This window comes from Streptomyces sp. CB09001 (assembly GCF_003369795.1).
Lineage (GTDB): Bacteria > Actinomycetota > Actinomycetes > Streptomycetales > Streptomycetaceae > Streptomyces.
In genome coordinates, this window is record NZ_CP026730.1 from 4,997,667 (window position 1) to 5,013,762 (window position 16,096).

Below are 16,096 nucleotides of genomic sequence, written 5' to 3' on the forward strand. Positions count from 1 at the left end.
TCGTACTCGAACGGCCCGGACCGCTGCAAGATCACCAGAGCCGGAAGGAGCCCATGGTGAACGACTGGCGGATCTACCGCGGAGTGGGTCAGCCGCACGACGGCGTACGGCGGTTACCGGAGCCGCCCCCCTGGCGCGACTTCACGCGCCCGCAGGACGGCGCGCAGACCGGGTCGGAGGACCCCAGCGGCGCCCGCCGGCTCGGCGTCCGCCGCCGCCGTGCGGAGAACTACGCGCCCCGCCCCGCCGAGGTCGACGCCGTCAACGCGGCCCTGTACCTGCGCCGCCCGCTCCTCGTCACCGGCAACCCGGGCACCGGGAAGTCCACCCTCGCCTACGCCGTCGCCCATGAGCTGAAACTGGGCCGGGTGCTGCGCTGGCCGATCGTCAGCCGGACCACCCTGCAGGACGGTCTGTACCGCTACGACGCGATCGGACGGCTCCAGGACGTCCAGTTGGAGCGGGCCCGCGGCGCCGGCCGCAACGGGAGCGACCCGGGCGACGGCCACGACGCGGCCGGCGGGAGCGACGCGGGTGAAGGGGCCGACGCGGGCGAAGGGGCCGACGCGGCCGACGGTGCGGACCGGGATCCCGGCATCGGGGCGTACATCCGGCTGGGACCGCTGGGCACCGCGCTGCTGCCCTCCGAACTGCCCCGGGTGCTGCTCATCGATGAACTCGACAAGAGCGACCTCGACCTGCCCAACGACCTCCTGAACACCTTGGAGGAGGGCGAGTTCGCCATCCCGGAGCTGGAACGCGTCGCCGACCGGCAGCCCGTGGTCGAGGTGCTGTCGCACGACAGCGGCCGGGTGGCGGTGCACGGCGGACGGATCGCCTGCACCAACTTCCCGCTGATCGTCCTGACCTCCAACGGCGAGCGGGACTTCCCGGCGCCGCTGCTCAGGCGCTGCGTCCAGCTGGAGTTGGAGCCGCCGGGGGAGGAGCAGCTCACCGCCATGGTCGAGGCGCACCTCGGCGAGGAGGGGGTCGCCGCCGGACAGGACCTGATCGGCAGGTTCCTCGACCGGGAACCGGGCGAGGTGATGGCCGCGGACCAGCTCCTCAACGCCCTCTTCCTCACCCAGCACACGCCCCAGGCGGAACGGCTCACCCGCGAGCGCATCGCGGACCTGCTCATGCAACGGCTCGACCGGTCGAGGTGAGGGCCCGATGCAGGCGGCGCCGCTGGAGGAGCTGATCGGCCGACTGCGCCGCGCCGGCCTCGACGTCACCGCCGAGGACGTCGCGGACGCCGTCTGGCTCGCCCGACGGCTCGGCACGGCACCGCCCCCCGGCGCCGTTGGCCGGCCCGGCCCCACCACGGACCCGGAGCCCGGCTCCGGCCCCGGTGCCGGCTCGCACACCGAGCCGGCCGGTACGTCGGAGAGCCGATCCGGGACCCGGCCGACGTCGCCCGACCGCTCCGACCCCTCCGCCGCGGAGGGCGCGGACGGCGCGGACGGCGCGGCACGGCCCGGCCGCCCGGACCCCATCGCCCCCGGAACGAGGGCGTCCACCCCGGTACCGCTGCGTACCGCGGGCGCCGCCACCGGCCGGGCGGACGGCGGCGGCACCCACGCCACCTTCCCGGTGCGCGCCCCCGCAGCCTCCGCGCTGCCCGGCCTCCTCGGCCTGGAGAAGGCCCTGCGCACCCTGGGCCGTTACCGGGTCGCGAGCACCGACTACACCGACGGCGGCATCGACGAGGAGGCGACCGCCGAGCGCGCCGCCGTGACCGGCTTCGTCCTGCCCGTGGCGCGGCCGGGTCGCAGCAGGCGGTCCGACATCCGACTCCTGGTCGACACCGGACCCGCGATGGCCGTGTGGGGACAGCTGGTCGAGGAGCTGCGCCAGGCCTGCCAGCAGTCGGGAGCGTTCGCCGCCGTCCGGGTCCACCACCTGCACGCCGACGCCGCCGGGAGAGCGGCGATCGGTCCCGCCGCCGAGCCCGGCCACCCGCCGCGGCTGCGCTCGCCGGACGAGCTCCACGACTCCTCGGGCCGCTCCGTCACCCTGCTGATCAGCGACTGCGTGGGCACCCTGTGGCAGAGCGGCGGTGCGCAACGGCTGCTGCGCCAGTGGCCGCGTTCCTCGCCCCTGGCCATCGTCCAGCCGCTGCCGCCGCGCCTGTGGGGCCGTACGGCCCTGCCCGCGGAGCCCGGACTGCTGGTCCGGGCTGCCGAGTTCGGCGGGCGTCTCACCTTCCACCCGGACGACGAGCCGTGGGACGAACCCGCCGCGCCCGCCACCGCCGTACCGGTGCTCCAGCCGACACCCGAGGCGTTCGAGACCTGGGCGCGTCTGCTGGCCGGCACCGGTCCCACCAGCGAGCGGGCCTGGGCCGCCCGGACGGCGCACCACCCCGCGCCGGCGGCTCCGGCGGGCACGGTCGCGCGCGGCGACGAGGAACTCGTCCGCGCGTTCCGGGCGACCGCCTCGCCGGGGGCGCTGCGCCTCGCCGTGTACCTGGCCGCCGCCCCGCTCACCCTGCCCGTCATGCAACTCGTGCAGCGCGCCATGCTCCCCGACACCGGCCCCATGGAACTGGCGGAGGTCCTGCTGGGCGGGCTGCTGCGCCGGTTGCCCGGCACCGGGGACCAACCGTGCTTCACCTACCCGGGCCGGGTGCAGGACCTGCTGCTCTCCACCCTCGACCAGGACACCGCCGGGCTCGTCCTCAAGCACTGCTCGGACTACGTGGAGCGCCGCTTCGGCAAGGGCACCCGCAACTTCGCCGCGCTGGCCGCGGTCCGCCTCGCCGGGCGCGACGCCGGGCCCGCCGACGCCGGACCCCGCACGGACGACGACTTCGGGCCGAACGCCGGAGACAGCGCCGAGGCCGAGCTGTTCGCCCGCGTCCCCGCCCGGGTGCTGCGCTTCTACCTGCCCGACCTGGTCACGCCCGAGCCCCTGACGGAGGCCGAGCGGCTGCTCGGCCAGTGGCGGATGCTGGCCGACCCGGACGTGCTGCACCGGGCCCGGGAGCACGCCGAGGCCGCGGTGCGGGCCGCCACCAGAGCCGCCGCCGACGCCGCCACGGCACCCGACGCCGCCACGGCACCCGACGAGGCCGACGGCGTACGGGCCCGGCTGGTCCTCGGCCGTGTGCTGCGCGCCGAGGCCGACACGGTGGCGGGCCGCGCGCCGGAGCGCCGGGCGGACCTCCTCACCGCCGCCACCGAGGGACTGGCCGCGGCGCACCGCGCGGCGCCCGACCACAGCCCCGCGCAGGCGGAGTCCGCGCTCGAACTCGCCGCCGGGCTGCACGCGCTGTGGCGCGTCACCGGCGACCCGGACCGCCTCATGGCCGCCCTCGACGTCCTGGCCCCCGACACCGCCCCCTGGCCCGCGGCCGTCCGCCGCGCCACCGAGCCCGCCGAGGCCGGGTCCGCCGCGGACCGCCACCGCACCGAGACCTGGCTCGCCGTCCACCGGGCCCGGCTGCTGCGCCGCGGCCGGCTCCTGCTGGACCTGGGGCACCATGGCGAGGCCGCCGCCGACCTGCGCCCGGCCTGCGCCCTGCTCGACGAGTCCGACGCCCCCGGCCCCGTACGCAGCCGGGCCCTGCTCGACCTGGCGCGGGCGCTGCGCGGCGCCCCGGCGGACGAGGAGGCGACCCGGGAGGCGCTGCTGCGGGCGGAGCGGGCCGCCGGTGACGACCCTGCCCTGCGGCTGCCCTGCCTCGCCGCCCGCGCCGCGTTCCACGACACGGTGGGCGAGGCCCGGGAGGCCGACGAGGCGTACGAGTCGGCCGTGCTGCTCGCACCGCCGGAGAGCGTCGTACGCTGCGGGCTCCTCACCACCTGGGGCGAGTCGCTGCTGCGCAGGGCGTCCCGAGGGGACGGCGCGGGTCTCGTGGACCGTGCGGAGTCCGTGCTGAGGGAGGCCCTCAAGGACCTGCCGGCCCGCTCCGCGCAGCGGGGCAGGCTGCAGGCGCTCGTGGGCAGCGCGCTCGCCCAGCGCTTCCGGCATCTGGGTTTCCTGCCGGACCTGTTCGAGAGCCGGCACCTGCTGGGGCAGGCCGTGCGGGCGGCGGCCGACGTGGGCGTCCGGGCCGAGGCCTGGCTCCAGCTCGGCAGGGTGCGGCTCGAAGGGTGGTACCGGGCCGGCGCACCCGTGCTGTTCGAGGCGCTGCACGCGTACGAGAACGCCGAGCGCGAGGCGCAGGAGGCGTACCCGGACGGGCCGGGGTCGGTGACGGTGGCGCGGGCCCGGCACGGGCGCGGAGCGGTGCTGGTGCTGCTGGGCCGGCCGAGCGCGGCCGGTGCGGCCTACCGGGCGGCGCGGGAGCAGTGGCAGCGGCTCACGGGGTCCCTGCGCGAGGTCGACTGGGACGACGTGGAGCTGACCCGACGCGCGGGAGACGACCTGGCGGCGGAACGGACGCCCGCGGCCGCGTCCCGGGCCATGCCCGAGGAGGAGTGGAGGCGGCTCTCACCGCCTTGGCACCCTTGGGAGGAGCGATCCAACGAGGCCGAGTTTGCGCGCAGTTGATCCGTAAGGGGTTTCCGTCTCCGGCCGGTCGGGAAGAACTGGGCAACCATCGCGAGGGGACGGGGCGGGACGTGGGCAGGGAGGAGCCGAGGGTGGCGGAGCAGGGGATGGGAACGCCCGGTCGTGGCGGGGGCGCCGGACCGACCGTGCTACTGCCCGGGCTCACCGATGCCGACCTGCGGACATTGCGTGCCATGGACGATCCGGAACTCATCGCGGCCGTCGACCGGGTACTGGCCGGCTCCGACGAGTTCCAGCAGGTCTGGCATTCCGGTGACAGCGAGCGGCTGATGCCGGACGGCTCCGGGGAGTGCACGTTTTCGGCCCCACTCGCCGAGTCCCCGCCGACTCGGGTGTCCGGGGGATGATTCCGGCCTCCGTACCGCCCGACGTCTTCGTCGCCCTCGCCCGGACCCGCCCCCTGCCCGCCGCGACCGCGGCACTGCGTGCCGCGATCCACGCGCGTCGCATGCTGCTCCTCAAGGCACTCCTGGTCCGGGTCGAACGGCAGGGTTCCTCGCTGTCGCCCGCCGCGCACCGGGACTTCGAGGACGACTGGGCGCTGCTGGAGCGCGCCGAGCGGGCCGACGGCGCGGCGGTGCGCGAGGTCCTCGACTACCCCACGGTCGGCTCCTGGCTCACAGAAGCCCTCGCCGCGCGGCCGGGAACCGCCTTCGAGGCTCATCTGCCCCACCTGCGGGGCGTCGCCGTCGCCGCCGCCGTCCGGTCCGGCCGGGCGCCGTCCGGCAGGCTGGCGGCCCCTTCGGGCCTGCTGGCGCTGCCCGGCCTGGGCCTGCTGCGCAGCCCTTCGGGGTGGGCACGGGCGAGCGGCGGTGCGGGGCCGCCGCGGCTCACCGCGGAGGCCGGCCCCGACGCGGCGGACCGGCGCTCCGGCCGGACGTGGCCGGCGGCCGGAGCACGGGGACCGGAAGAGGACGGAACCGGTTGGTCCGCGCTGCGGAAGCTGCCGGGCGGTGACACGGTCCTCGACGACCTCGACCCCTACCGCGTGCCGTCCCGGGGCATCGGCAGCGCGGCCGCGCCCGCGGCCGACAGCGCCCGCACCGAGTACCGCACGTGGGCGGGGCGGTGGCGCCGGGCCCGCGCGCTGCTGTCGGCGACCGACCCGGGGCGGGTCACCGAGACGGACGCGCTGGTGCGCTCCTTGGTGCCGCTCGCCGCCGGGCGCGGCGCGGGTATCCCGAGTGGCGCGACACTCCGTGCCGCCCCGGGCGCCGTGCTGACGCAGATGCCGGCCGACGCGCCGGAACTGGCGGAGACGCTGGTGCACGAGACCCACCACAGCAAGCTGGCGGCCCTCGGCGAGGCCGTGGCCCTGTGCCGTCCCGGCGGCGCCCTGCACCGGGTGGCGTGGCGGCCGGACCCCCGCCCCGTCCCTTCGGTGCTCCAGGGCGCCTACGCCCATCTCGCGCTGCTCGATCTGTGGTCGCGGGCGGAGCGCGCCGTCGCCGTGCCCGAGGAGTGGCGACAGCGGGCCGCCGAGCGTTTCGCACGGTACCGGGAACAGGTCGGAGCTGCCCTGGCCGTACTGGGCGAATCCGATGAACTGACCTGCGCGGGACGGAGTTTCGTGCGGGAGATGCACGGGCACCACGAGAGTCTCGGCGTGGCCGCCCGAAACTCGACATGACGGAGCGCACGAGTGTGAGCGCGTTGCGTTAGCGTGTGCGCGAGCGCGGCGGACGCGGCGGGACAGGGAGCGGTGATGGCGGAACAGCGGCGGTCCGGCGGGGGCGGTGCGACGGCCTCCGAGCACATTCTTGTGGTCTTCCCCGGCTATCACCGCTCATGGGCGGCGTGGATCGAGCAGTGCCTGGAACGCCACGGCCACCGGGCCACACTCCACCGCTGGGACCCGCCGCGGGAGATCCCGCTGGAGGACTCCCTCGGTGACCTGCTGCTGTCCAGCGGACGCGTGCTCCTCGTCCTCAACGACTGGTTCTTCGAACTCGGTCCGCGCCCGGCGGGGGAGTGGAACGACGCGCTGCGCGGCTTCGTCGCCGCGCACGCCGACCGCTTCGCCGCCGTCAACCTCACCAACCGCCCGCTGCTGCCCGCCACGGCCGTGCTGGAACCGGCCAGCTTGTGGGGGCTGAGTGAGGAAGCCGTCGAGGAGCGGCTGCTCGCCCGGCTGGGCCTGGCGCCGCTGACCACGCCGCGGACCCCGGTCACCCGGGTCCGCTTCCCCGACACGCGATGCGACGTCTGGGGAGAGGTGCCGCGCCGCAACCCGCGCTTCACCGGCCGCGACGACCTGCTCACCACCATCCACCAGCGCCTCGCGGACGCCGAACGCGGCGCGGCCGCCTGCACGCTGCTGGGCATGTCGGGCATCGGCAAGACCCAGCTCGCCGCCGAGTACGCACACCGCTTCAGCACCGACTACGACGTGGTCTGGTGGGTCAACTCCGACGACCGCAACATCCAGCGCGACCGCCTCGGTGAACTAGCCGTCGAACTCGGCCTGCGCAGCGGCAGCGAACCCGGCGAACGCATCCGCGCGGTCCGCAACGCCCTGCGCCGCGGCGACCCGCACCAGAAGTGGCTGGTGATCTTCGACGGCTGGGACGACACCGACGGGGCCGACGCCCTGCTCCCGCAGGGGCCCGGCCACGTCCTGATCACGTCCCGCAACCGGGCGTGGAGCGAGCGGACGGACGCGGTCGAGGTCCCCGGCTTCGTGCGCGCCGAGTCCGTCGCCTACCTGATGCGCAGGGCCGGCCACATCAGCGCCGCCGAGGCGGAGGAGGTCGCCGCCGAGTTCGGTGACGTACCGCTGCCGCTGGTCCAGGCGGCCTCCTGGCTCGGCGAGTCCGGCATGGAGGTGTCCGAGTACCTGCGGATGGTGCGCGAGCGCCGGCTCTCCACCGTCGACGAGCCCGTCACCGGTGACGGCTTCCCCCAGTCCTCCATGACCTCCTGGTCGATACTGCTCAACCGGTTCCGCCGGGCCCAGCCGCAGGCCATCGACGTGCTGGGACTGTGCACCTCCTTCGCCCCCGGGCGCATCCCGCTCGGACTGATCCGCGCCTACCCGCACGCCGACCTCCCCGAGAACCTGCGCTGGATGACGGCGGACCTGCCCGCCTGGTCCCGGGCCCTGGACACCCTGGTGAAGTACTCCGTCCTCACCCGCGAGACCCGGGGCCCGGCCGGCCTGGAGATGGGCCCGCACCAGGAGTCGGTGCACATGCACCGCCTCGTCCACGACATCGTCTCCAAGCTGACCGGCGACGACCAGCGCGACAGCCACCGCAGGGCGGTCCGCACCCTGCTGGCCGAAGCGGACCCCGGCAACCCCCTCGACAGCCGGAACTGGCCCCGGTACGCCGAGCTGCTGCCGCACCTGGAGCCCTCGGGCGCGCTCGACAGCACCCGGCCCCGGGTCCAGGAGACCGTGCTGAACTGCCTGCGCTACTGCAACCGCAGCGGTGAGTACACCACCGGTCTGAACCTGGCCCGGCGGACCCGTGAGCGCTGGGCCGGATTCCTGCCCCCGCTGTCCCCGCAGATGCTGGACCTGACGCGGGAGGAGAGCACCATGGTGCGGGTCAGCGGCCGGTTCCGGGAGGCGTACGACCTCGACCGCGACGTCCTGGAGCGGCTGCGGGCGGCGCCCGGCACCAACCCGCTGGCGGAGCTGACCACCCAGGGCGCGATGGCCAGCTGCCTGCGCCACCTGGGACGCTACGACGAGGCGTACGCCTTGCAGCACGAGGTCCTGGAGGGCACCGGCCGCCTGCTCGGCCCGAACGAGACCGCCACGACGGTCGCCCGGCACAACCTCGGTGTCAGCCTGCGCCTGCTCGGCCGGTTCGCCGAGGCGTACGAACTCGACCTGGAGAACTACGCCATCCGCGAGAGCGTCCTGCGGGCCAGGCACATCAGCACGCTCAACTCCTCGAGCGCCGTCACGCACGACCTGCGGCTGCTCGGCCGCTACCGGGACGCGCTGGCACGCCAGGAACCGGCGGTCCGCCTGCATGTGCAGGTGCTGGGTCCGCAGCATCCGCAGACCCTGGGAGCACGCACCCAGCTGGTGATGAGCCGCCGTCGAGGGGGCGGCCCCACGCAGGACATCGGCCCCGAGATGGCGAGCCTGCTGGACGAGCTGGCCCAGGTCCACGGCCGGGAGCACTACCGCACCCTCGCCTTCCTCACCAACTACGGCAACTACCTGCGCGAACACGGCGACCTCAGTCACGCCCGCGAGCTCATCGCGGAGGCCGAGGCCGGGTACCGGGCGCTGCTCGGACCCGCCCACCCCGTCGCCACCGGCATGCTCGCCAACACCGGCCTGATCATGCAGGCGGCCGGCGAGCGGGCCGAGGCCATGTCGATGTTCGAGGCGGCCCTGGCCGGGCTCACCGCCACCCTGGGCCCCGACCATCCCTGGGTGCTCGGCTGCGCCCTGTGCGCCACCGGCGCGCGCAACTTCAACGGGCGGATCGCCGACGCGGTGGAACTCGGCCGGGAGACGGTGCGCCGGGCCCAGCGCACGCTGGGCGGGGAGCATCCGCTGACCCTGTCCTGCCAGGTGGCCCTGGCCGCCGATCTGCGGGCCGCCCGGGAGCACGAGGAGGCCGGGAAGCTGGAGGAGGACGGGCTGCTGGGCCTGACCCGGACGCTCGGCGCCCAGCATCCGCACACCCTCTCCGCCCGGCAGCGCACCCGCCCGTACTGGGACTTCGAGCCCTACCTCGGCTGAGGGCGGCAGGCGAGCACCCACGCGAGGAGGCCGGCCCCGGGGAACGGGGCCGGCCTCCTCGGTCGGTCGGGTGGTGCGGGGCTCAGGCCTCGAACACCTCACGCATCAGCTGCTCCTGCTCGGCCTGGTGCCGCTTGGCGGAACCGACGGCCGGGGACGAGCCGTGCGGCCGCGAGATGCGGCGCAGGCGCTCGCCGTGCGGGACGTCGGCGCCGACCGCCAGGTCCAGGTGGTCGATCAGGTTGAGCGCGATGAACGGCCAGAAGCCCTGGTTCGCCGGCTCCTCCTGGGTCCACAGGTACTTCTCGGCGTTCGGGTACTTGGCGATCTCCGCCTGGAGCTCGGCACCCGGCAGCGGGTACAGGCGCTCGATGCGGATGATGGCCGTGTCCGTCGCGCCGCGCTTCTTCCGCTCGGCGTCGAGGTCGTAGTAGACCTTGCCGGAGCAGAAGACGACCTTCTTGACGGCGGCCGGGTCGACCGAGTCGTCGCCGATGACCGGGCGGAACTGGCCCGTCGTGAACTCCTCCGCCTTCGAGGCCGCCGCCTTCAGGCGCAGCATCGACTTCGGGGTGAAGACCACCAGCGGCTTGTGGTGCGGGTTGTGCACCTGCCACCGCAGGAGGTGGAAGTAGTTCGACGGCAGGGTCGGCATCGCGACCGTCATGTTGTTCTGCGCGCACAGCTGGAGGAACCGCTCCGGGCGGGCCGAGGAGTGGTCCGGGCCCTGACCCTCGTAGCCGTGCGGCAGCAGGAGCGTGACGCCGGAGGTCTGGTTCCACTTCTGCTCGGCCGAGGAGATGAACTCGTCCACGACCGTCTGCGCGCCGTTGACGAAGTCGCCGAACTGCGCCTCCCACATCACCAGCGCGTCCGGGCGGGCCAGCGAGTAGCCGTACTCGAAGCCCATCACCGCGTACTCGGAGAGCAGGGAGTTGTAGACGTTGTACCGGGACTGGTCCTCGGACAGGTAGAGCAGCGGCGTGAACTCGTCGCCGGTCTCACGGTCGATGACGACCGCGTGGCGCTGGCCGAAGGTGCCGCGCTGCGAGTCCTGGCCGGTGAGCCGGACCGGCACGCCGTCCAGGAGGAGTGAGCCGACGGCGAGGGTCTCGCCCATGCCCCAGTCGATCGTGCCGTCCTCGACCATCGCCGCGCGGCGCTGCAGCTGCGGCAGCAGGCGCGGGTGCACGGTGATGTGGTCGGGGATGTTGACCTGGGACTCGGCGATGCGCTTGACGGTCTCCGCGCTGATCGCGGTGTTCACGGCGACCGGGAACTCCGCCTGCGGCTCCGAGGGCTCCGCGGACGCCGGCTGCGAGACGGCCTCGCGGACCTCGGTGAAGACCTTCTCCAGCTGGCCCTGGTAGTCCTGCAGCGCCTGCTCGGCCTCTTCCAGGGTGATGTCGCCGCGACCGATGAGGGACTCGGTGTACAGCTTGCGCACCGAGCGCTTCTTGTCGATCAGGTCGTACATCAGCGGCTGGGTGAAGGCCGGGTTGTCGGTCTCGTTGTGACCGCGGCGGCGGTAGCAGATGAGGTCGATCACCACGTCCTTGTTGAACGCCTGGCGGAACTCGAAGGCGAGCCGCGCCACGCGGACGCAGGCCTCCGGGTCGTCGCCGTTCACGTGGAAGATCGGGGCCTCGATCATGCGGGCCACGTCGGTGGCGTACATCGAGGAGCGCGAGGACTCCGGGGCGGCGGTGAAGCCGACCTGGTTGTTGATGACGACGTGGACCGTGCCGCCGGTGCGGTAGCCGCGCAGCTGCGACATGTTCAGGGTCTCGGCCACCACGCCCTGGCCCGCGAAGGCCGCGTCGCCGTGGATCGCCACCGGCAGGACGGTGAAGTCCGTGCCGCCCTTGTTGATGATGTCCTGCTTGGCGCGCGAGACACCCTCCAGGACCGGGTCCACCGCCTCCAGGTGCGAGGGGTTGGCGACCAGCGAGACCGCGATCTGCTCGCCGTCCAGGCCGGTGAAGGTGCCCTCGGCGCCCAGGTGGTACTTCACGTCGCCGGAGCCGTGCATCGACTTCGGGTCGAGATTGCCCTCGAACTCGCGGAAGATCTGCGCGTACGACTTGCCGACCACGTTGGCCAGCACGTTCAGCCGGCCGCGGTGGGCCATGCCGATGACGACCTCGTCCAGGCGGGACTCGGCCGCCGAGTCGATGACCGCGTCGAGCAGCGGGATGACGGACTCGCCGCCCTCCAGGGAGAACCGCTTCTGGCCGACGTACTTGGTCTGGAGGAACGTCTCGAACGCCTCGGCGGCGTTCAGCCGGCGCAGGATGCGCAGCTGCTCCTCGCGCTCCGGCTTGGTGTGCGAGCGCTCGATGCGGTCCTGGATCCACTTGCGCTGCTTGGGGTCCTGGATGTGCATGAACTCGACGCCGGTGGTGCGGCAGTACGAGTCGCGCAGCACGCCGAGGATGTCGCGCAGCTTCATCAGGGACTTGCCGGCGAAGCCGCCGACCGCGAACTCGCGCTCCAGGTCCCACAGGGTGAGCCCGTGCTCGGTGATGTCCAGGTCGGGGTGCTTGCGCTGCTGGTACTCCAGCGGGTCGGTGTCGGCCATGACGTGGCCGCGGACCCGGTAGGAGTGGATCAGCTCGAAGACGCGGGCGGCCTTGGTGACGTCGTCGTCGTGCGAGGCGTCGATGTCCTTGAGCCAGCGGACCGGCTCGTAGGGGATGCGCAGCGCCTTGAAGATCTCGTCGTAGAAGCCGTTCTCGCCGAGCAGCAGGTTGGCGACCTGGCGCAGGAACTCGCCGGAGGCGGCGCCCTGGATGACCCGGTGGTCGTAGGTCGACGTGAGCGTCATGACCTTCGAGATGCCGAGCTTGTTCAGGGTGTCCTGGCTGGTGCCCTGGAACTCCGCCGGGTAGTCCATGGAGCCGACGCCCAGGATGACCGACTGGCCGGGCATCAGGCGCGGCACGGAGTGGACGGTGCCGAGGCCGCCGGGGTTGGTCAGGGAGACCGTGACGCCGGTGAAGTCGTCCATCGTCAGCTTGTTGTCGCGGGCGCGACGGACGATGTCCTCGTAGGCCTGCCAGAACTCGAAGAAGTTCAGCGTCTCGGCCTTCTTGATCGCCGCGACGACCAGCTGGCGGTCGCCGTTGGGCTTGACCAGGTCGATGGCGAGGCCGAGGTTGATGTGGGCCGGCTTGACCAGGGTCGGCTTGCCGTCCTTCTCGCCGAACGAGTGGTTCATCGTCGGCATGGCCTTGATGGCCTGCACCATCGCGTAGCCGATCAGGTGCGTGAAGGAGATCTTCCCGCCCCGGGCGCGCTTGAGGTGGTTGTTGATGACGATGCGGTTGTCGAACAGCAGCTTGACCGGGACCGCGCGCACGGACGTGGCCGTGGGCAGCTCCAGCGAGGCGTTCATGTTCTTCGCGACCGCGGCGGCCGGGCCGCGCAGGGTCACCAGCTCGGGGCCCTCGGGGGCGGCGCCGGCGTCCTTGGCGGGCGCGGCGGCCTTCGCCTGCGGCTTGGCGGCGGGCTTGGCCGGCGCGGCAGCGGGCTTGGCGGCCGGAGCGGCCGGAGCCGCGGGGGCGGCAGCGGCGGGCTTCGCGGGAGCGGGGGCCGGAGCCGCGGGGGCGGCAGCCTTCGGCTGCGCCGGGGCGGGGGCCTGCGCCTGCGGGGCGGGGGCGGCCGGTGGCGTGCTGCCGGCGTCCGTGGTCACGGGGCCGGCGGCGGTCGGGGTGGCCGCCGCGCCGGGCTTGTAGTCGGCGAAGAAGTCCCACCAGGCTCGGTCCACGGAGTTCGGGTCCTGGAGGTACTGCTGATAGATCTCGTCGACGAGCCACTCATTGGCACCGAACGCGGCCGCGGGGTTCTTTCCCGCGGTGCCCGCTTGGTCGGTGTCGGTCGAGATGCTCGAGTTACTGGGGGACTGTGGCGACACGGCGAGAACCGCCCTCTTCCGCTTCTTCACAAGATGGTGGACAGCGGGAATCAAGGCTACGCCTACCGACCCCGGAAGGTCAGACCGGGCCCGTTCATCGTCGCGTAAGTCACATCGCAGACCGCGTTTCGGCGCTGGAAATGGCGGGAAACAAGCGAGGTTCTGCCGCGTGAGGGATCGGGAGGCCGGGACCCGGCGCCTCTCAAACGCGGGCCTGTGCCTGATCACACGTGTCCGCCAGCGCGGATGCAGTGGATCTTGACGCTCCGCTTCGAACCCTACGTCAACCGGACGTCGACGGCAGGCCCGGAAGAGTGATGAGGATCCGGCAGCCCCGCTCGGATTCGGCCACCCCGATCCGGCCGCCGTGCAGATCCACCGCCCAGCGCGCGATCGCGAGGCCCAGACCGGTGCCGCCGTCGCTGCCCGGACCGTGCGGCCGCGACACCGAACCCCGGTTGAACCGCTCGAACACCCGGCGCCACTCCGAGCGCGGAATGCCGGGTCCTTCGTCGAGAACCTCCAGCTCGAGCGATTCCGGCAGCTCGCCGCGGCGCGCCCGGACCGTCACCCGGCCGTGCGGCGGGCTGTGCTTGACGGCGTTGTCGATGAGGTTGGCGACGACCTGGTGGATGCGCTCGGGATCGGCGTGCGCGGTCAGCTCCGGCGGGAAGACGTCCAGCGCCAGGTGCACGTCGGTGCGGGTGTGGCTGCCGGACCCCGAGGCGATGCCCGCGCGCGCCGAGGCGATCATGTTGGCCTCCTTCAGCACGCCCGACAGGTACGGCCACACCTCGAAGCGCCGCTTGCGCAGCGGTATGACGCCGTTGTCCAGGCGGGAGAGGTCAAGGAGCGTCTCCACCAGCCGGCCGAGCCGCTCGGTCTGCCCGAGCGCCGTGCGCATGGTCTCCGGGTCGGCCTCGGTGATGCCGTCGACGATGTTCTCCAGCACCGCGCGCAGGCCCGCGATCGGGGTACGCAGCTCGTGCGAGACGTTCGCCACCAGCTCCTTGCGCTGGAGGTCCTGGGCCTCCAGGTCGTCGGCCATGCGGTTGATCGTGACGGCCAGGGCGCCCAGCTCGTCGCGGCGGTTCTCGCGCACCCGGCGGGTGTAGTCGCCGTGCGAGATGGACCGGGCCACCGCGTTCATCTCGTCCAGCGGCGCGGTCAGCGAGTGCGCCACGAACTGCGTGATCAGCAGCGTGGCGATCATCGAGAAGACCGTGATGAACCGCAGCTCCGTCTTGGTGTGCACCGCTATCACCGACAGGCCGGTGGTGATCAGCACCGACGTCACGACCAGCGCGCCGAGCTTGGTCTTGACCGAGAACGGGCGCACGCCGCCCCAGGACTCCCCGGCGGTCCGGGGGCCGGGGCTCCTCCGTGCGGCTTCCCGTCCTCCGCTGCTCATGGCGTCGGTGTCTCCAGGGCGTAGCCCACGCCGTGCACGGTACGGATGCGCTCGGCGCCGATCTTCCGGCGCAGCGCCTTGATGTGGCTGTCCACGGTCCGGGTGCCCGAGGCGTCGGCCCAGTCCCACACCTCGGCGAGCAGCTGCTCGCGGGAGAGCACCGCGCGCGGCGTGTTCGCCAGGCAGACCAGCAGGTCGAACTCGGTGGGGGTGAGGTGGACGTCCTCGCTGCGCACCCGCACCCGGCGCTGCGCGTGGTCGATCTCCAGCTCGCCCAGGCGCAGGATGCCGCTGCGCGGTGTCGAGGCGGCCACCACGGCCCGCTCGACCCGCCGCAGCAGCACGTGCACGCGGGCGGCCAGCTCGCGCATCGAGAACGGCTTGGTCATGTAGTCGTCGGCGCCCACGCCGAGGCCGACCAGCATGTCCGTCTCGTCGTCGCGCGCGGTGAGCATCAGCACCGGCACCGGCCGCTGGGCCTGCACGCGCCGGCAGACCTCCAGGCCGTCGAAGCCGGGCAGCATGATGTCGAGGATCAGCAGGTCGGGCTGCCAAGCCTCGGCCGTGTCGACGGCGGACGGACCGTCGCCCGCCGTTTGCACCAGGAACCCCTCGGCGCGCAGACGGGTCGCGATGGCGTCCACGATCGTCTGATCGTCCTCGACCACCAGCACCCGGCGCTGGGCGCCCTGGGTGGCCGTGCCGTTGTGGGAGGTCTGTGTCTGCTCCATCGCCCGCCCCTGAGGTGTGCTTTCCGGAATCCGTGGGGTGATCCCATGACTGCGCTTGACGCTTGAATGATCCGCGTCAGGAAGGCAGCGTACGGGGAGTCACCGCGCCTTTGCTATCCAGGCCCGACGCCGATGTGAACGACGTCCGGAACGCCCCGGGCAACCGGGATCTCTTCGGTACGCACCTGTTGGAAACCGGCATTACGCAAGGTTTCTTCGAATTCCGGTGAGGGCTGCGCGGACCATACGGCGAGCACCCCGCCGGGCCTCAACAGCCGTGCGCAGCCCGCCAGTCCGGACGGCGCGTACAGCCCGTCGTTGCCCTCGGTGACGGTCCAGCCGGGGCCGTTGTCGATGTCCAGGCACAGGGCGTCGTACGTGTCGGATGTCTCATTGACGTATTCGACCAGGTCCGCCTCGACGATCTTCACGCGCGGATCGGCCAGCGCCTCGGCGGAGAGCGCGGCCAGCGGTCCGGCGCGGTGCCATTCGATGATGGCGGCCTCGCGCTCGACGACCGCGATCCCGCCCCAGCGGGGGTCGGCGGCCGCGTGTGCGAGGGAGAAGCCGACCCCGAGGCCGCCGATGAGCAGGTGCGGAGCGGTCCGTCCGGCGGAGGCGGCCAGCGCGTCGGCCGCCGCGTCGACCAGGCGCCGCTCCGAACGCCCGTCGGAGGTGTCCATCAGGAAGCAGCCGTTCGCGATGATCTGCAGCAACGTCCCGTGCCGGCGCAGGACCACCTCGCCGTACGGACCCTCGCGGCGGTCCAGCACCTCGGGCGCGTCGGGGAAGTCGTGGGTAGTGAGGGGCAT

General features: G+C 73.2%; 9 protein-coding genes. 5 read left to right on the forward strand and 4 right to left on the reverse strand.

What is annotated here, in order from left to right; translation table 11 throughout:
• The first annotated feature begins 56 nt into the window (after nt 1-56).
• The 5 genes from C4J65_RS23445 (at nt 57) to fxsT (ending at nt 9,226) form a co-directional block, all read left to right on the forward strand.
• Nucleotides 57-1,166, forward strand: coding sequence for an AAA family ATPase (locus C4J65_RS23445; protein ID WP_115746596.1), 1,110 nt, complete (start codon nt 57-59; stop codon nt 1,164-1,166).
• A gap of 7 nt (nt 1,167-1,173) precedes the next feature.
• The gene (locus tag C4J65_RS23450) at nt 1,174-4,497 is read left to right on the forward strand and encodes a tetratricopeptide repeat protein (RefSeq protein ID WP_115744161.1); all 3,324 of its coding nucleotides are present in this window, start codon (nt 1,174-1,176) and stop codon (nt 4,495-4,497) included.
• 194 nt (nt 4,498-4,691) lie between these two features.
• Nucleotides 4,692-4,865: a hypothetical protein gene (locus C4J65_RS36145; RefSeq protein WP_162833311.1), complete on the forward strand. Its 174-nt coding sequence runs from the start codon at nt 4,692-4,694 to the stop codon at nt 4,863-4,865.
• A complete protein-coding gene (locus tag C4J65_RS23460; RefSeq protein WP_115744163.1) occupies nt 4,862-6,148 on the forward strand; it encodes an HEXXH motif-containing putative peptide modification protein in 1,287 nt (428 codons plus the stop codon). Before C4J65_RS36145 ends, C4J65_RS23460 begins: the two co-directional genes overlap by 4 nt.
• Nucleotides 6,149-6,223: 75 nt before the next feature.
• The gene (gene fxsT / locus C4J65_RS23465) at nt 6,224-9,226 is read left to right on the forward strand and encodes an FxSxx-COOH system tetratricopeptide repeat protein (RefSeq protein ID WP_115744164.1); all 3,003 of its coding nucleotides are present in this window, start codon (nt 6,224-6,226) and stop codon (nt 9,224-9,226) included.
• 82 nt (nt 9,227-9,308) lie between these two features.
• Here the strand turns inward: fxsT and C4J65_RS23470 are convergent, their stop codons facing one another.
• From C4J65_RS23470 to C4J65_RS23485, 4 genes are all read right to left on the reverse strand, one after another.
• A complete protein-coding gene (locus C4J65_RS23470) occupies nt 9,309-13,142 on the reverse strand; it encodes a multifunctional oxoglutarate decarboxylase/oxoglutarate dehydrogenase thiamine pyrophosphate-binding subunit/dihydrolipoyllysine-residue succinyltransferase subunit (RefSeq protein WP_115744165.1) in 3,834 nt (1,277 codons plus the stop codon).
• A gap of 283 nt (nt 13,143-13,425) precedes the next feature.
• Nucleotides 13,426-14,553 (reverse strand): ATP-binding protein, encoded by a 1,128-nt coding sequence (locus C4J65_RS23475; RefSeq protein WP_115744166.1) that lies wholly within the window; start codon nt 14,551-14,553, stop codon nt 13,426-13,428.
• Entirely contained in the window at nt 14,550-15,284 is a 735-nt protein-coding gene (locus C4J65_RS23480; RefSeq protein ID WP_003973686.1) for a response regulator transcription factor, read from the reverse strand. Before C4J65_RS23480 ends, C4J65_RS23475 begins: the two co-directional genes overlap by 4 nt.
• Before the next feature lie 113 nt (nt 15,285-15,397).
• A complete protein-coding gene (locus tag C4J65_RS23485; RefSeq protein WP_115744167.1) occupies nt 15,398-16,096 on the reverse strand; it encodes a spermidine synthase in 699 nt (232 codons plus the stop codon).